The sequence below is a fragment of the Geodermatophilus sp. SYSU D00705 genome (genome assembly GCF_054050135.1).
Genome location: NZ_JBJGYT010000036.1, coordinates 12553 through 29041 on the forward strand (window position 1 = coordinate 12553; position 16489 = coordinate 29041).

Consider the following 16489-nt stretch of genomic DNA (forward strand, 5'->3'; position numbering starts at 1 on the left):
GCACGGACCCGCTCGCACCCCGTGGCGACCGGCGGGCGCCGGCGCCGGAGGGGGGTGCTGCCGGGAGCCCGGCGGCGGATCGTCTCCCCGCATGAGACCGGACTCCACCCGGCCCCGGACCGTGCCGACCGAGCGGGGGCTCGACCGCCTGGTCACCTTCCTCGACGCCGTCGTGGCGATCGCCATCACCCTGCTGGTGCTGCCGCTGGTCGACGTCCTGGCCGACGCGGAGCTGGACGACGACCTCGCCGACGTCCTCGCCGCGGACGCCGCCCAGTTCGGCGCGTTCCTGCTCAGCTTCCTGGTCATCGCCCGGCTGTGGATGGTCCACCACCGGATCGTCGAGCAGGTCGCCGCCTACGACCACGCATTCGTCCTGGTCAACTTCGCCTGGCTGCTGACGATCGTCGTCCTGCCGTTCACCACCCAGGTGGTCGCCGTCTACGGCAATGACCGGCCGGCCGTGGCGCTGTACATCGGCACCATGACGGTCAGCTCCGCGATGCTCACCGCGCTGACCCTCCTCGTCCGCGGCCGACCCGGCCTGCGGCGCGCGGGGGTCCAGCCGGAGCACCCCGCACCGGCGCTGGTCACCACGGGCACCTTCGTCGTCGCGTTCGTCCTCGGGGTGCTCGTCCCGGCGGTCAACTACCTCGCTCTCCTCCTGCTGTTCGCCACCGGGCCGCTGGAGCGGCGCCTGTTCCCCCGCGGGGCCGGGACGGCGGGCTGACCCTCCGGCTGCGCGGGGCCGAGGGCCACGGCCAGCGCGGGGAACAGCAGCACGGTGAGCACGCCGGCCCCCACGAGCGCGGCCGCGTTCTCGGGCAGCATCGTCCCGTTGCGCAGCCCGATCTCGGCCAGCGCGACCAGCACCGGCAGCGCGGTCGCCGTCACCAGCGCCGTCTGCCCGCGCTGCCGCCACGGCAGCACGCCGCGGTAGACCACCAGCGCCGGCAGCCCGCGGACGGCGAACATGAGGACGAAGAAGAGCACGACCCGCAGCGGCGCCTCCGCGATCGAGTGCAGGTCCAGGCTCATGCCCGAGTACACGAAGAAGACCGGGATGAAGAACCCGTAGCCGACGGCGTCGAGCTTGGACTCCAGGACCGGCGAGCCCTCGCCCGCCCACCGCCGCAGGACGACGCCGGCGAGGAAGGCCCCCAGCACGGCGTCGAGGTGGAACTGGTCGGTGACCGCGATCAGCGTGATCAGCAGCAGCATCGTGGCACGCAGCGTGATCTGGGCGGTCTCGTGCTGCCCCAGCAGGACCACCGTGGCCAGCCGCCCGCCGTCGCGCACCGCCCGGCGGCCCAGCCCGAGCAGCACCGCCAGCACCGCGACCGCCCCCATCGACGCCAGCGCGGTGAAGCGGTTCTGGGAGCCCAGGAACAGCGCGATCGCCAGCACCGGGAACAGCTCGCCCACCCCGCCCGCCGCCAGCAGGTACCGCCCGAGCCGCCCGGAGAGCAGCCGGTTCTCGCGGAGCACCGGCAGCAGCGTGCCGAGCGCGGTGGTGGTCAGGGCCAGCGCCACCGGCACGAACGCGCGGACCAGGCCCGCCGCGGCCAGCAGCGCCACCACGCCCAGGGCGAGGACCAGCGAGACCAGCCAGGCGACGACGGCCCGGCGCCCGGCGTCCTCCCGGAACAACCGCAGGTCCACCTCGTAGCCGGCCAGGAGGAAGACGAAGCCGAGGCCGACGTCGGCGAGCACCCGGACGCCGCCCGGTGAGCTCAGGCCCAGCACCTGCGGTCCGATGAGGATGCCGCCGACCAGCAGCAGCACGACCTGCGGCACGGGCAGGCGGGGCAGCAGCCCGACCACCAGCGGGGCCAGCAGCGACACCGCGAGGACGGCCACGAGCGCGTCGACCACGAGGACGCCGTCCACCCGGACCTCCCGTCGTCAGATGCTGACCGCGACGGTCGCCGCCAGCTCCCGGCAGGCCTCCAGGTCCGCCGGGCCGGGCGCGCCGACCAGGCTCAGCGGCGCGGCCACCTGCTTCCAGCGCAGCGCACCGGTGATCCGCGCGATGCTGGCCAGCGCGCCGGCGGTGTCGTCGTTGCCGTGCACGTACACGCCGTACGGCAGGCCCACCGTGGCGTCCAGGCACGGGTAGTAGACGGAGTCGAAGAAGTGCTTGAGCGCCCCGGACATGTAGCCGATGTTGGCGGGGGTCCCGAGCACGACGCCGTCGGCGGCGAGCACGTCGGCGGCGCCGGCCGACAGCGCCGGGCGCACGACCAGCTCCACCCCCTCCACCAGCGCGACGCCCTCACGCACGGCCTCGAGCACCGCCTGGAGGGTCGGTGAGGGCGTGTGGTGGACGACGAGCAGCTGGGGCACCGGCGGGCCGGCCGGTCACCGCGACCGGAAGTCGTGCGCCTCGTCGTAGTTGTAGTCGCCGCCGTCCTCGGCGGGGCCGGCCGAGGGCGGTGGCCCCGGGTGCGGAGGCGGCGGCGCCGCTGCGGCGCCCGCGTCGTCGTGGGCCAGGTCGTAGCCGTAGTCACCGGCCGGGTCCGTGGGGTCCTGGGTCATCGCGGCCTCCTCGCGCTGGACGGCGCCGCCATGCTCGTCCCCTCCGACCGGCCGGGACAAGCCCGTTCAGGTGCCGATCTCGGTGCGGACGGCGTACAGCTCGGGGAAGAAGGTGAGGTCCAGCGCGCGGCGCAGGAACGCCACGCCCGAGGAACCGCCGGTGCCGGTCTTGCCGCCGATCGTGCGCTGCACCGTGCGCAGGTGCCGGAACCGCCAGAACTGCACGTTGTCCTCGATGTCGACGAGGCTCTCGCACGCCTCGTACACGTCCCACGGCGCGGCGGGGTCCTCGTAGACCGTGCGGAACACCGGCACCAGCTCCGGCCGGAAGGTCCACGGCTCCCGCACGTCCCGGGTCAGCACCTCCTGGGGGACGGCGAAGCCGCGGCGGGCCAGCAGGCGGAGGAACTCGTCGTAGAGGGTGGGCTCCTCCAGCAGGCCGGCGAGGGCCGCGCGGGCGCCAGGGTCGGCGTCGAAGACCGCGAGGACGGCGGCGTTCTTGTTGCCGAGGATGAACTCGACGGCCCGGTACTGGGCGGACTGGAAGCCCGACGCGGCGCCGAGGACCCCGCGGAACTGGGCGTACTCCCGCGGGGTCAGGGTGGCCAGCACCGACCACTGCTCGGTGAGCGTGCGCTGGATGTTCTTGACCCGGGCCAGGCACTTCAGCGCCGGCGCCGGCTCGTCGTCGGCCAGGTGGCGGCGGGCGGCCCGCAGCTCGTGCAGCACCAGCTTGAACCACAGCTCGCTGGTCTGGTGCTGGACGATGAACAGCAGCTCGTCGTGGTGCTCCGGCTCGCTGCGCGGGTGCTGCGCGCTGAGCAGCCGGTCCAGGTCGAGGTAGCCGGCGTAGCTGGAGCCGCCGGGCAGCCCGGTGCGGATGGAGCTCTCCATCGGCCGGACCGAGCGGTCCGGGCCCTCCTCCGGCGATGCCATCCGCCCAACGTAGCTCCGGCCGGTCGGCGGCGTCCCGGGAGGCGCGATCATGCACGGGTGGCGCCTGTCCCCGCCGCTCGCCGGCTGACGCTGGCGGCACTGTCCGGCACCTGCGTGGTCACGGTCGCGGTCGCCGGTGAGCTGTCCGTGGGCGCGCTCGTGGCCGTGGCCGGAGCCGGCCTCGTCGTGTCGGGGGTGGCGCTCCTCCGCCGGGCCGGCGGGGCCGCGCCCCCCGTCGGCCGGCGCGGGCTGCCCTGGCTGGTCTGGCTGGCGGCGGCCGGCGCGTGGGAGCTGGCGGCGCTGGCCGACGGCGGCCTGCCCACGCTCAGCGACCTCGCGGACCCCGTGCTGGCCCACCCGCTCGTGCGGGCCGCCGCGACGGCGTGCTGGCTGGCGGCCGGTGCGTGGCTCGCCGCCCGCCCGCGCGTCGCCCGGCGGTCCCGGTGAGCGCCGGCGCGGTCGGCCCCGCGGGCTTCCTCGTCCTCCTGCTCGCCGCGCTCGCGCTGCAGTCCGCGGCCCGGCGCGGCGCCGGCCCGGCACCCGTCGGGCGGGCGGTCGCAGCCGCCATGCGGACGACGCCCGGCCGGCTGGCGGTCCTCGCCGTCTGGCTGTGGCTGGGGGTGCACTTCCTGGCCCGCTGACCCGCGCCGGCCGCTCGCGGCGACTCCTGCGGTGTTCCGCCCGCCTCTGCGGCCCTGCACCACCGCAGGAACGGCGAGAACACCGCAGAACCGGCGGCGACGACCGGCCGGCGGCGACGCCTGCGCCGGTCAGGACGGGGCCCGCCCGCGCCGGTCAGGGAACGTCGATGGTGACCGCGGCCGGTTGCCCGTCGGCGCCGGCCAGCCCACCGGTGCGGGCGCTGACCACCCGCGAGACGCAGCACTGCAGCCGGTCACCGGCCTGGTGCTGGGCGTCGCTCAGGAAGACGTCGCGGTGGTCGATGACCCCCTCGACACCGAGCACCTTGACCTGGCACAGGCCGCACTCGCCCCGTCGGCAGTCGAACATCATGTCCGCGCCGCAGGCCTCCAGCGCCTCGAGCATCGACACGTCGTGCGGCACGAGCGTCTCCAGGCCCAGCCGCGGGATGCGCACCGTGAACGCCTCGGGGGCGAACCGGCCGCTGCTGCCGAAGGTCTCGAACCGCAGGTCCGCCGGGCGCCGTCCGGCCGCGGCCCAGGCCGCCTTGATCGCGTCGAGCATCGGGGTGGGGCCACAGACGTAGAGCTCCCCGCCGTCGGGCACCCCGGCCACGAGCTCACCGACGTCGAGCCCCGTGCCCTCGTCGTCCACCCGCAGGTCCATCCGGTCGCCGTGCTCGGCCACCAGCTCGTCGGCGAAGGCCATGAGCGCCCGGGACCGGGCGCCGTAGACGAACCGGTAGTCCGCGCCGCGCTCCTTCAGCGCCTTCCCCATCGCGACCAGGGCGGTGATGCCGATGCCGCCGGCGGCCAGCACGTAGGCGGGCTTGCCGTAGCTGAGCGGGAAGTTCTGCAGCGGCTGGGTGATCGACACCTCCTGGCCGCGGCGCAGCGCGTGGACGTACGCCGACCCGCCGCGGCTCTGCCGGGCCAGCTGGACGCCGAGCACGATCTCGGTGCCGTAGGCCCCCATCCCGACGACGGAGTACGAGCGGACGTCGGCCCGGCCGTTGACGTAGACGCCGATGTCGATGTGGCTGCCCGGCGGGGCCGGTGCCTCCAGGTGCTCCGGTTCGAGCACCACCTGGCGCACGTGCTGGGCGACCTCGCAGACGTCGAGCACGCGGGCCCGCCGCCACTTCTTGGCGCTGGTGGCCGCCATCGCCTACAGCCCGCGGCCCATGAGACCGACGGTCGGCTGCTGCCGGTGCCCGGCGATGCCCCCGGCGACCTCGGCGGCCAGCCCCGTGCCCTCCTCGTGGCCGGCGGCGTTGGCCGCGGCGGTGACCGCGCCCATCGCCACCGCGGCGTCCCCGGAGGTCTCGGCCGGCGGGACGGCGTCGGAACCCAGCTCGGCGTCGATCATGCGCTGCACGATCCGGCGGGTCCACATGCTGCCGGCGTCGATGTTGAGGTTGTAGAAGTCGTAGCCGGGGTTGGCCTCGATGCCCCGTTGCTGGGCCTCGAGCATCACCTCGTCCTCGAAGAAGACCCCGGAGACGCCCTCGCGCAGCCGGGTGGTGATGACCTGCTTGTCCAGACACCAGTCGCGGGCGAAGGCCCACAGGTAGAAGCAGGTGCGGTCGGTCTCCGGGGTCATCGTGTTGATGACCGTGCCGGTGACGCCCTGGCTGCGGTCGCCCTCGGGCGCGCCGGTGCCGGCCTTGGCCACCCCGACGTCGATGGCCACGGTGGACGGCGCCGTGTAGTGGATGATCTGCCACCGGTCGACCGGGCCCTCGTAGTCGGGGAAGCGGTCCTGCAGGTTGCGCTTCCAGAACGGCGGCGGGTCGATGCCGAGCATCCACTTGGTCACCGTCACCGTCCGCTCGTCGTGGGTGACCTCGAAGTCGGACTCCGACAGCGAGTCGTGGCCGATGCTCGAACCGTGCACGAACTGCTCGTGCGTGAGGTCCATGAGGTTGTCGACGATCAGCTGGTAGCTGCAGTTGACGTGGATGGTCTTGCCGTCCCCGGCCCAGTCGGGGTGCTCGTTGACGTGGAGGTCCGGGATGAGTGCGGGGTCGGCCAGCGCGGGGTCCCCCGGCCACACCCACACGTACCGGTGCCGCTCGACCACCGGGTAGGAGTGCACGGTGGCGCTCGGGTTGATCGTCTCCTGCGCCGGCATGAACGTGGCGCGGCCGTCGGCGTCGTAGCAGATGCCGTGGTAGCCGCACATGACCTCGTCGTCCCCGCGCAGCTTGCCCATCGACAGGGGGGCCAGCCGGTGCCAGCAGGCGTCGGCGAGCGCGACCGGGCGGCCGGCGGCGGTGCGGTAGAAGACGACCGGCCGGTTGGCGACGGTCTTGGGCAGCAGGTTGCGGCCCACCTCGTGGTCCCACGCCGCCGCGTACCAGGCGTTGGACGGGAAGCTGCGGAAGGCGGCGTGCGCGACGGGCTGCGACATGGGGGTTTCCTCCGGGGTGGGGGCTCAGGCGGGGACGGGGTCCTCGTGGTGGGCCGGGGCCTCCCTCACCAGCGCGTAGAGGAAGAAGGAGACGATCATGATCCCGGCGGCGACGTAGACGCCGGTCGCCCAGCTGCCGGTCGCGTCGCGCAGGATCCCGCTGACCACCGGGCTGAGCACGGCACCGATCTCCGAGACCAGGTTGAGCATCCCGAAGGCCGAGCCGCGTTCCCCGGCGGGCACCAGGTCGCCGGTCATGCCCTGCACGATCGGCTGCAGGGCGTTGAAGAAGACGCCGGAGGAGAACAGCAGCAGGCCGAGCAGCAGCAGCGACGGCTCCCGGCCGCCGGAGATGCTCCAGCCGAAGACCAGCACGAGCAGGGAGTAGACGCCGGTGCAGACCAGGGCCAGCGGTTTGCGCCCGCGGCCGGTGCGCACCGCGCGGTCGGCCAGCCACCCACCGACCGGGAAGCCGAGGATGCCGGCGCCGGCGTTGAACGCCGCGGTGAGGGCCGCCGCGATCAGGCTGCTCTGGGCCGCCTCGCGGACGATCTGCACCGACCAGAAGCTGAAGAACCACAGGTTCCACAGGATCGCGATGTAGGCGACGTAGATCAGCCACAGGTTGCGGTTGAGCAGCGCCGGACCGCGCCCGGACCGCTTGACGCCCCTGACGATCACCGCGATGTACACCAGCGCGATGACCGAGGCGATGGTCGCGGTCAGCCACTCCGGCCACTCGAGGCTCTCGGCGAGCAGGAACAGCGCCACGATCACGACGAACGTGGGCAGGGAGAACAGCGCCAGCTGCGCGAATGGCGCCCCCAGCCGCATCGGGCCGCCGAGCCGGGCGCGGAAGAACGTGTAGGCGACGGTGACGACGACCAGCGTCGCGGCGGCGAAGACGAAGAACGGCATCCGCCAGGCGCCGTCCCCCATGCCGAGGGCGCCGCCCCAGTCGATGAGCACCGGGGTGAGGACGATGCCCAGGGTCAGGCCGATCGACAGGCCGGTGATGACCACGCCCAGGCCGAGGGTTCGCTGGGCCACCGGCGTGTGGTTGATGATCAGCGTGCGGTCGTTGGAGTAGAAGACGCCCTCGCCCAGACCGGTCAGCACGCGCGCGGCGACGAAGGCGACCAGGCCGGTCACCAGGCCGGAGACGACGGTGAGCACGCCCGCCGCCAGCAGGGAGACGACGATCATCTCCCGGTGGCCGTACCGGTCCCCCAGCCGGCCGCCGGGGTACTGGGTGAGCATGTAGCCCAGGAAGAACATCGAGCCGACCAGGCCGCCGACGGTCGCGGGGTTGCTCGCGTCGCCGATGAACCCGGACTCGGTCTCGATCATCCAGGCGATCACCGGTCCGGTGACCGTCCGGTCGGCGTAGCTCACCACCCAGCCGAGCAGCAGCACCGCCCACAACGCCCGGTACGGCACCACGGGGTGCCCGTCGCGGTGGTCCTCCAGCAGCCGCTCGTTGTCCGCGGTGTCCCCTTCGGGGGTGCTGTGCGCCACGGCTCCTCCTCCGCTCGGAGTGCTGCGGGTCAGCCGAAGGCGACCCCGACGTCGTCGGAGGGCTTGGGCAGCTCCCCCGGCTCAGGCTCGGTGGCCGCCGCGGCCGGCTGCTGCGCCGCCTCCGGTGCCGAGGCCGACTGCACCGCCACCACGGCGGGGTCGACCCGCATCACCGCGTAGCCCGCCACGGCGCCGGCGCCGAACCCGGGGGCGAAGATGCGCACCGGCCCGGTCAGGACGCCGTCGCGCACCGCGTCGTGGATGGCCAGCGGGATGCTCGCCGAGGAGGTGTTGCCGACCTGCTCGATGTTGAAGTAGAGCTGGTCGGCGGTCAGTCCCGCGCGCTCGGCCAGCTGGATGACCATCGTCTTGTTGGCCTGGTGCGGCACGATCAGGTCGACGCTCTCCATGAGCGAGCCGGCCCGGCCGTCGGGGTCGGGCAGCGCGGAGAGCTCCTCGATCATCTGCGCGAGGTACCGGCCGGCCAGCGCCTTCACCTGCGGCCCGAACACGGTGATGTTGTTGTCGAACTCCGGGTTGGGCCACAGGATCGAGTTCACCTCGCTGGCCGGCCCGCTGGCGTAGGTCTTCATGACCAGCAGATCGGGGTCGGCGCCCTCCGGAGCCGGGCCGACCACCAGCCCGGCCGCGCCGTCCCCGAAGATCATCCGCGAGGTGCGGACGTTGCCGATCTTGTCGGAGAACTTCTCCACGCAGACGACGAGCACCGGCCGCTCGACCTCCTGCAGCAGCCGGGTCGCGTCGGCCAGGCCGTAGGGCATGCCGGCGCACGCGGCGATGAGGTCGTAGGCGGCGGCGACCTGGTACATGCCGAGCTGGCCGCACAGGTAGGTGGCCAGCGACGGGATCAGCCGCGAGCTGGTGCAGGTGCAGACCAGCACCGCGCCGATCTCCTCGGGCTCGCGGCCGGCCTTGGCCAGCGCCGCCTCGGCGGCCTGCAGCGCGAGCTCCTCCACCGTCACCGAGCTGTACCGGCGCTGCTCGATGCCGGTCTTCTGGCTGATCTCCTCGGCGCTCATGGGCGACCAGTTGTAGGCGGTGTTGCGGATCAGGTCGTCGTTGCGGCACACCTGGTCGCCGTGCACCGCGGCCAGCGACTCCAGCCGCGGCATGACCCGGAAGTCGCGGCGGACGTCGATCTCGCGGTACGGCCGCGCCGGCTGCCGGGACTCCCGCGGCTGCGGCGCCGGCCGGCTCTGCGCGCCGTCCTCGAGCCGGCGGAGGAAGTCGCGCACCGCCTTGTCGCGGGGGGTGAAGACCACGACGTAGTCGTCGTCGGACAGCTGGCTCGCCTCGGCCAGCTCCACCTGGGTGCGGTCCCACGGGTACTGGTTGTGCAGCACCATCGCCCAGCGGTGCAGCGCCTCGAGCTCGGGCACATCCTCGTCGCAGTCGAGGATGTCGCGGTAGCCGTAGACCGGGTAGTCGGGGTCGTAGCTGGGCAGCCGGAAGGTGAGGCTGCTGGGCTTCTCCAGGAACTCGGCCACGGTCGGCTTGATCGCCGGCAGCGTGGTGGCGTGGTGCTTGCGGTTGCCGAAGACGTCGAACAGGACCCCGAAGATGCGGTCCTCGACCTCGGCGTCCCACTGCGCCTGCAGGGTCGCGTACGCCTCCTGCACCGCGGCGACCTTGGTCTCCCCCTCCTCCCACGGCTCGACGACCGGGAGGAAGACGTCCGGCCGGTTCCGGGGGACGTCGGCCCAGCGGGTGGGCCGCTTCTCGTACATGGTGATGGAGAACCGGTTGGCCCAGAACAGGTTGAGGGCGAGGTCGCGCATGAGCGCGTACCGCGTCGCGTAGCCGCCGGTCCGGACCTTGTCGAGGATGTCGGTGCCGCTGGGGGCCTTGGTCTCGAAGTCCCGCCGGATGACGCTGTCGAGCTGCTCCAGGGTCTCCACCGTGGAGAAGTCCAGCTCCGGGACGATGTTGGACGGGAACACCATGCGGCCGTGCCGGTTCAGGACGAACGCGTTCATGCCAGTTCTCCTCGGGGCTACGGGGACGGCGGGGGCTACGGGGACGGCGGGGTGGCGGTGCGGGCCATCCCCCGCTCCACCGCGTCGATCAGGCGCGGGCGGAGCTCGGCGGCGGGGATGATCGCGTGCACGGAGCCCATCTGCTGGGCGCGCTCGATGTTGTGGATCGCCTCGAACTCGGCGGCCACCTCACCGAGCTTCTCGGAGCGGACGGCGGTGCGCAGCTCGGCCAGCTGCACCCGCAGGTGCGCGGCCTCGACGCCGTCGGCGGCCGCGATGGCGGCCTCCAGCTCCTGGATGCGGGGGTCCTTCGCGGTGCGCTGGTCGACGTCCCGGGTGAAGACGACGGCGGCGGCCGGCGCCCCGCCGAGGACCGACGCGTAGGAGCCCTCGACGGCGAGGACCTCCATGTTGTCGTTGAGGACGCCGGAGAAGACGACGAAGGCGCCGCCGTGGTACCGGGAGACCACGCAGAAGACGATCGGCCCGTCGAAGTTCGTGATGGCCCGGCCGATCTCCGCGCCGTACTCCAGCTGCAGGTTGCGCAGCGACTCCGGGGAGCCGTCGAAGCCGGACAGGTTGGCCAGCACGACCAGCGGCCGGGTGCCGCTGGTGGCGTTGATCGCCCGGGCGGTCTTCTTCGACGACCGCGGGAACAGGGTGCCCGCCGTCCACTGGTCCGGCCCGTCGGCCGGGTAGCTGCCCCGCCGCGGGACCGGCCGGGACTCGATGCCCAGCAGGGTCACCGGGTGGCCGCCCAGGTGCGCGTCGTAGACGACGGAGGTGTCGGCGTCGGCCATGCCGGCCCAGCGCTCCAGCGTCGGGTGGTCGGCGTCGGCCACCGCGCGCATGACCGTGCGGATGTCGAAGGCCTTCTTGCGGTCGGGGTTGGTCTCCGGGGAGAAGATGTCGCCGACCCGGGTGAAGTCGCTGGCCGGGTGGGTGTGCGGGAAGTCGCGCACGTCGCGGTCACGCGGATCGGTGGTGCGGCCCGGGCGGGGCCACCGCTCCCCCGGCGCCCGGTAGGTGTGCTCGTAGTGCTGGGTGAGCAGCTGGCAGGCGGCGGTGAGGTTGGGCGCCCAGTACTGCGCCTGCCCGTTGGGCCCCATCACGCGGTCGTAGCCGCCGATGCCAAAGTTGTCCTCCGCCGACACCCCGCCGGAGTAGTCGAGGGAGTGCTTGCCGGTGAGCACCATCGCGCTGTCCGGCGTCATGACCAGGATGCCCTTGGTGTGCATGAGCATCGTGGCCTCGGCGTTCCAGTAGGGCTGGGCGCCGACGTTGATCCCGGCGACGACGACGTTGATCTCGCCGCCGGCCTGGGTGAACTCGATGATGCGGCGCAGCGCCCGGGAGACCCAGTCCATGTTCTCGGTGCCGCTGTCCATCGAGATGCGGGCCCCGGAGGACAGCGCGAACCACTCGACCGGGATGCCGCGCTCCTCGGCCAGGTCCAGCGCCGCCACGACGCGGGCGCACTCGGGCTCGGAGACGGTGCCCAGCTGCTTGGTCGGGTCGCCGAACAGGGCCACCCGGGTGACGCCCTCGGGGTAGCGCTCGGTGGGGGTGGTGACGACGCCGCAGACCAGCCCGGCGCGGTTGCGCCCCGGTGGCCGCTGGACCGGCACCAGCCGGCCGCGGTCGTCGAGGTCGTGCTCGACGAAGCTGCCGTCGGGCCCGGCCAGGTACGGGGCCAGCTCGTAGGGGTAGACCGCGCCGCGGGCGCGCGAGCGCAGCACCTTGTCGGTGTACTCGTCCAGCGGCCGCATCGGCTCGGTGGGCCGGTCGGTCATGTTCATGACCACGCCGGTGCCCGGCCGGTAGGAGAAGCGCAGCGCCACCTCGCGCGGCGGGCCGGCCTCCTCCTGGAGCCGGGCCAGCAGCACGATCTCGTCGAGCCCGGCCCCCACCGTCTGCGGCGCCGTGGTGCGGGCGATGCTGGCCAGCTCGGCCAGGGGCAGCTCGATCGACGGCCAGGCGTAGAGGAAGACCCGGTTGTGCTCCAGCGGCCGGCGCGACCGGCGGCGCGACTGGGAGCGCCGCAGCCCGTCGAGGCAGGAGGTCAGCAGCCGCTCCACGGTCGGGAACCCGACGATGTCCCCGCCGGCGTCCCGGACCGGAGTCAGGTCGCGCACCTCGGCCATGGCGATCAGCCGCTCGTCGCCCGGGTTGTCCTTCGCCCAGATGTGGAAGATGTAGGTGTCCTCCGGGGAGGGCAGCCGCTCGCCGTCGAAGTTCTTCAGCCGCCACAGGTTCAGCCGCTGCGCGGTCAGCGGGTGCAGGCCGCGGATGATCCGCTCCTCGGCCAGCCCGCCGCCGTCGACGTCCCCGGGCGCTGGTCGGAAGGTGATCGCCTCGACGTCGCCGTCGGGGGTGCAGACGCTCACCGTCACGCGGCGGCCGGCCCGCAGCGCCGCGCTCCCGATGAGCTGCTCGCGCAGGCGCGCGGACACCTCGTCGCCGTCGGCGGGCCGGTCGGGCCAGGAGAGGTAGAGGTCGACGACCAGGCCGGCCGGGTCGGCGACGCCGGCGAGCACCGGCTCGAGGGAGGCCAGCGCCGCGGGCAGGCCGCCGTCCTCGACCATGAGCGCGACCAGGTGCAGCCGGGAGCCGGCCAGCTCGTAGTCGGCGGTGACGCAGGACCGCCCGTCGAGCAGCGTGGTGCGGACGTCCTGGAGGGCGCGGCTGCGGTAGTAGCGCCGGGTGAGCACCTCCAGCACCGGGTCCGGGACGGTCGTCTCCCGCTCGAACCGCTGCGCCAGCAGGGTGATCAGCGGTTCGGGGCTGGCGACCAGCGCCTCCATGCGGTCCACGCCGGTGCGCGGGTCGCCCCGCTCGGCGGCCTCGTCGAGCTCGGTGAGCAGCCGCCGCGCGTCGTCCAGCACCTGCTGGCGGGCGGCGACGACGACCCGCTCCTCGAAGTGCCGGTAGCGGACGGCGCGGGCGAGGTCGCCCACCGACGGGTAGCGCAGCTGGGTGGCGACGACGAGCCGGTCGAGCACCTCGCCCACCTGCGCGCGCACCGGGTCGGCGGGCAGGTCGGCGGCGGTGAGCCAGCGGTCCAGCAGCGCGAGGACGGCGGGCAGCTGGTCGGCGACGCGCTGCTGGCCGAGGAAGACGCGGTGCACCGCCTCCTGCAGCGCCGGCACCGGCTCGAGGTCCTCCACCCCGTAGTGCCGCAGCGCCCGGGACAGGCGGTCGCGGAAGCTGTCCGGGAGGCCCTCCCGCTCGACGTCCAGCGAGTGCAGGTAGGAGTGGAAGTACTCGCGCGGGCTGTGGACCTGCTGGTCGGCCTCCTCCTCCTCGCTGGCCGGCCGGTTGCGCGAGAGCTCCGCGAGGTCGGCGAAGGTGGTGAGGACGGCGAGCTCGGCCTGCACGAGCTCGGGGTCGTCCACCGGCAGCTCGCCGCGGACGCGGCCGTACTCGGCGACCAGTGCCTTGGCGTGGGCGGCGTCGACGTCGTAGCCGGTGATCAGCGCCTGCATGCCGGCCAGCAGCGCCCGCGCACGCTCGCGGGCGTCGGCGGAGGTCTCGGTCACCTCGCCGCCGGGCAGCTCCACCCGGTCGCCGGTCGCCTCGCCGGCGTCCCCGCCGGCGCGCTCCAGGCTCACCAGCGCGGCGCCGGCGTCGACCTGCGCGTTCACCGCGGCGAGCACCTCGCGGACCCGGCCCGCGAAGGGCGCGCGCACCGCGGTCTCCATCTTCATGCTCTCGAGGACGACGATCGTCTGGCCGGCCTCGACCTCCTCGCCGGGGCGGGCGCGGACGGCGACGACCACGGCGGGGGCCGGGGCCCGCACGGTGCCACCGGCGTCCCGGCTCACCCGGTGGGCGACGCCGTCGACCTCGACCAGGTGGGAGCCGGGGGCGGTCACCGCGACGATGGCGTGGCGCCGGCCGCCGACGGCCAGCCGGCTCTCCAGCGGGCTGAGCCGGTCCAGCTCGACGTCGACCGAGCGGCCGTCGAGCTCCACCCGGTAGCGGTCGGGGCCGGTGCGGGCGACGGTGAGCCGGTAGACCTGCCCGCGGTAGCCGAGGTCCATGGGGCGGCCCACCCCGTGCGGGGCGCGTGGCCGTCCGCCCCGCGCCGAGGCCAGGAACGCCGTGCGCTCCCAGGCCTCCTCGGCGTCGGAGACGTCGATGGCCACCTGGACGAGGGCGATCCACGCCGACGCCGCGTCGGGGACGCCGCCGCCGGTGCCCTCACGGTCCAGCCAGCCGGTGTCCGCGGTGCCGGAGACCACCTCGGGCCGGTCGAGGAGGTCCAGCAGGAAGGACTTGGTCGTGGTGCCGCCGCGCAGCACGACGGTGGTCTCGCGAAGGGCGCAGCGCAGCCGGGCGAGCGCCTCGGGGCGGTCCCGGCCCCAGGCGATGACCTTGGCGACCATCGAGTCGTAGGCCGGCGGGATGACGTCGCCGACGCTCATCCCGGTGTCCACGCGGACCCCGGGGCCGGTGGGCAGCCGCATGAGCTCGACGCGGCCGGGCGCCGGGGCGAACCCGGCCTCGGCGTCCTCGGCGTTGAGCCGGGCCTCGATGGCGTGCCCGTTCGCCGGGGGCGGGTCGCCCTCCAGGCGGCCGCCGGCGGCGACGTGCAGCTGCAGCTTGACGATGTCCAGCCCGGTGACCTCCTCGGTCACCGGGTGCTCGACCTGCAGGCGGGTGTTGACCTCCAGGAAGGTGAACAGCCGCTCGTCGGGCTGGTACAGGAACTCCACGGTGCCGGCGCCGACGTAGCCGGCGGCCTTGACCAGGGCGATCGCCGAGCCGCGCAGGGCGGCGTCCTGCTCGTCGCTGAGCGCCGGGGAGCTGGACTCCTCGAGCACCTTCTGGTTGCGCCGCTGCACGGAGCAGTCGCGGACCCCGGGTGCCCACACCGTGCCGTGCTGGTCGGCGATGACCTGGACCTCGACGTGCCGGCCGCCCTCGACCAGCCGCTCCATGAACACGACCGGGTCGCCGAAGGTGCGCTGCGCCTCGGCCTGCGTGCGGGTCAGCGCCTCCTCGAGCTCGGCCTCGCTGCGCACCACGCGGATGCCGCGGCCGCCGCCGCCGCTGCGGGCCTTGACGATCAGCGGGTAGCCGATGGTCTCGGCGTGCCGGCGGCCCTCGTCGACGGTCTCGACCGGGCCGCCGCTCCACGGCGCCACGGGGACGCCGGCCTTCTCCGCCAGCGCCTTCGCCTCGATCTTGGCGCCGAGCAGCCGCATCGACTCCGGCGTCGGCCCGATGAAGGTGACCCCGAGGTCGGCGCACAGCTCCGCGAAGGCCGGGTCCTCGGCGACGAAGCCCCAGCCCACCCAGGCCGCGTCGGCGCCGCTGGCGCGCAGCGCGCGGGCCAGCTCGGCGTGGTCGAGGTACGGGTTGCCCGCGCCGGTCTCCCGGAGCAGGACGGCCTCGTCGGCGGCGCGGACGAACGTCGCCCGCCGCTCGGCCTCGGTGTGCAGGGCGATGACACGGGTCCGCGACCCGTGCTCGGCATCGAGCTCGCGGACGGCGCGGATGAGCCGCATGGCGGGCTCGCCCCGGTTGACGACGGCGATGCGGCTGAACACCCTGCACCCCTCCCGGTTCGGATCGGTCGGCTCGTCCCTCCCGACCTGTTACATGTCCAGGCCGCCGTTGACACCCCAGGTCTGCCCGGTGATGTAGGAGGAGGCGTCGGCGGCGAGGAAGTGCACGACGCGGGCGATCTCCTCGGGGCGGCCCAGCCGGCCGAGCGGGATCTTCGCCTTGAGCCCGTCGAGCACCTTCTCGGGGACGGTGTCGAGCATCTCGGTGGCGATGTAGCCCGGCGTGACGGCGTTGACGGTGATGCCGGGGCCGTCGGTGATGCCCTTGCGCTGCAGCTGCATGGCCGTCTCGAGGGCGAGGGTCTTGGTGAGACCGAGCAGGCCCGCCTTCGCCGACGCGTAGTTCGCCTGGCCGATGCCGCCGGTCTCACCGATGACCGACGAGATCATCACGATGCGGCCGCTGCCGCGCTCGAGCATGTGGGTCAGCGCGGCCTGGGAGAGGTAGAACGCGCCCGACAGGTTGACGTCGATGACCCGCCGCCAGTCGTCGGCGGTCATCTTCAGCGCCGTCTTGTCGGCGGTGATGCCGGCGTTGTTGACCAGGATGTCGAGCCGGCCGTGCTGCTCGATGACCTCGCCCACGGTGCGCTTGCAGTCCTCGGCGGACCCGATGTCGCCGCGGTGGACCGTGGCGTGGCTGGTGGGGAACGTGGCGCCGAAGTCGCTGGCGAAGGCCTCGGCAGCCTGGGTGTTGCCGCTGTAGCCGGCGGCGATGTCCGCGCCCTGGGAGGCCAGGCTGCGGCAGATGGCCGCACCGATGCCCCGGGTGCCGCCGGTCACGAAGGCGACCTTGCCGAGGAGCTTGTCGCCGGCTCGCGTCCGACTTTCCTGCGTGGCTGTCACGGAGACCTCCTCGGCCGGGGGCATGCC

The 16489-nt window shown here is 73.8% G+C and carries 13 protein-coding genes; 3 read left to right on the top strand and 10 right to left on the bottom strand.

All coding sequences use genetic code 11. From position 1 onward, the window contains the following. The first annotated feature begins 91 nt into the window (after positions 1 to 91). The gene (locus ACI78Q_RS20335; RefSeq protein WP_456925266.1) at positions 92 to 730 is read left to right on the top strand and encodes a TMEM175 family protein; all 639 of its coding nucleotides are present in this window, start codon (positions 92 to 94) and stop codon (positions 728 to 730) included. Here the strand turns inward: ACI78Q_RS20335 and ACI78Q_RS20340 are convergent. The 4 genes from ACI78Q_RS20340 to ACI78Q_RS20355 all read right to left on the bottom strand — a co-directional run bounded on the left by ACI78Q_RS20340 (position 649) and on the right by ACI78Q_RS20355 (position 3474). Beyond that, a complete protein-coding gene (locus ACI78Q_RS20340) occupies positions 649 to 1890 on the bottom strand; it encodes a cation:proton antiporter (RefSeq protein WP_456925267.1) in 1242 nt (413 codons plus the stop codon). The genes ACI78Q_RS20335 and ACI78Q_RS20340 overlap by 82 nt on opposite strands. Before the next feature lie 15 nt (positions 1891 to 1905). Beyond that, positions 1906 to 2346 carry a flavodoxin family protein gene (locus ACI78Q_RS20345; RefSeq protein ID WP_456925268.1) on the bottom strand — a complete coding sequence of 147 codons (441 nt, stop codon included), beginning with the start codon at positions 2344 to 2346 and terminating at the stop codon, positions 1906 to 1908. A 15-nt stretch (positions 2347 to 2361) separates the two neighbouring features. Next, positions 2362 to 2538, bottom strand: a complete 177-nt coding sequence (locus ACI78Q_RS20350) for a hypothetical protein (protein WP_456925269.1) — start codon at positions 2536 to 2538, stop codon at positions 2362 to 2364. A 66-nt stretch (positions 2539 to 2604) separates the two neighbouring features. Then, complete coding sequence (locus ACI78Q_RS20355; RefSeq protein ID WP_456925270.1) at positions 2605 to 3474, bottom strand: tryptophan 2,3-dioxygenase; 870 nt, start codon at positions 3472 to 3474, stop codon at positions 2605 to 2607. Positions 3475 to 3531: 57 nt separating this feature from the next. On the opposite strand from ACI78Q_RS20355, the gene ACI78Q_RS20360 reads away from it, so the two are divergent. Together ACI78Q_RS20360 and ACI78Q_RS20365 are read left to right on the top strand one after the other, a co-directional pair. Beyond that, a complete protein-coding gene (locus ACI78Q_RS20360) occupies positions 3532 to 3921 on the top strand; it encodes a hypothetical protein (RefSeq protein WP_456925271.1) in 390 nt (129 codons plus the stop codon). Continuing rightward, on the top strand, positions 3918 to 4115 hold the full coding sequence (locus tag ACI78Q_RS20365) for a DUF6186 family protein (protein ID WP_456925272.1): 198 nt from the start codon (positions 3918 to 3920) through the stop codon (positions 4113 to 4115). The genes ACI78Q_RS20360 and ACI78Q_RS20365 overlap by 4 nt, the downstream gene beginning before the upstream one ends. A 154-nt stretch (positions 4116 to 4269) precedes the next feature. Here the strand turns inward: ACI78Q_RS20365 and ACI78Q_RS20370 are convergent, their stop codons facing one another. From ACI78Q_RS20370 to fabG, 6 genes are read right to left on the bottom strand one after another with little or no spacing between them, the layout of a single operon-like run. Beyond that, on the bottom strand, positions 4270 to 5280 hold the full coding sequence (locus tag ACI78Q_RS20370; RefSeq protein WP_456925273.1) for a PDR/VanB family oxidoreductase: 1011 nt from the start codon (positions 5278 to 5280) through the stop codon (positions 4270 to 4272). 3 nt (positions 5281 to 5283) lie between these two features. After that, positions 5284 to 6528, bottom strand: coding sequence for an aromatic ring-hydroxylating dioxygenase subunit alpha (locus ACI78Q_RS20375; RefSeq protein WP_456925274.1), 1245 nt, complete (start codon positions 6526 to 6528; stop codon positions 5284 to 5286). Positions 6529 to 6552: 24 nt separating this feature from the next. Continuing rightward, positions 6553 to 8046 carry an MFS transporter gene (locus ACI78Q_RS20380; protein WP_456925275.1) on the bottom strand — a complete coding sequence of 498 codons (1494 nt, stop codon included), beginning with the start codon at positions 8044 to 8046 and terminating at the stop codon, positions 6553 to 6555. 29 nt (positions 8047 to 8075) lie between these two features. After that, the gene (locus ACI78Q_RS20385; protein ID WP_456925276.1) at positions 8076 to 10043 is read right to left on the bottom strand and encodes a 3-oxoacyl-ACP synthase III family protein; all 1968 of its coding nucleotides are present in this window, start codon (positions 10041 to 10043) and stop codon (positions 8076 to 8078) included. A gap of 35 nt (positions 10044 to 10078) precedes the next feature. Further along, positions 10079 to 15598 (bottom strand): ATP-binding protein, encoded by a 5520-nt coding sequence (locus ACI78Q_RS20390; protein WP_456925277.1) that lies wholly within the window; start codon positions 15596 to 15598, stop codon positions 10079 to 10081. A 48-nt stretch (positions 15599 to 15646) separates the two neighbouring features. Beyond that, positions 15647 to 16462: a 3-oxoacyl-ACP reductase FabG gene (fabG, locus tag ACI78Q_RS20395; RefSeq protein ID WP_456925278.1), complete on the bottom strand. Its 816-nt coding sequence runs from the start codon at positions 16460 to 16462 to the stop codon at positions 15647 to 15649. Positions 16463 to 16489: the final 27 nt, after the last annotated feature.

What these genes read in the sequence shown, in the direction of transcription:
- ACI78Q_RS20375 (WP_456925274.1), bottom strand. Translation starts at nt 6,528, where the DNA reads ATGTCGCAGCCCGTCGCGCACGCCGCCTTCCGCAGCTTCCCGTCCAAC.
- ACI78Q_RS20370 (WP_456925273.1), bottom strand. Translation starts at nt 5,280, where the DNA reads ATGGCGGCCACCAGCGCCAAGAAGTGGCGGCGGGCCCGCGTGCTCGAC.
- ACI78Q_RS20335 (WP_456925266.1), top strand. Translation starts at nt 92, where the DNA reads ATGAGACCGGACTCCACCCGGCCCCGGACCGTGCCGACCGAGCGGGGG.
- ACI78Q_RS20385 (WP_456925276.1), bottom strand. Translation starts at nt 10,043, where the DNA reads ATGAACGCGTTCGTCCTGAACCGGCACGGCCGCATGGTGTTCCCGTCC.
- ACI78Q_RS20350 (WP_456925269.1), bottom strand. Translation starts at nt 2,538, where the DNA reads ATGACCCAGGACCCCACGGACCCGGCCGGTGACTACGGCTACGACCTG.
- ACI78Q_RS20355 (WP_456925270.1), bottom strand. Translation starts at nt 3,474, where the DNA reads ATGGCATCGCCGGAGGAGGGCCCGGACCGCTCGGTCCGGCCGATGGAG.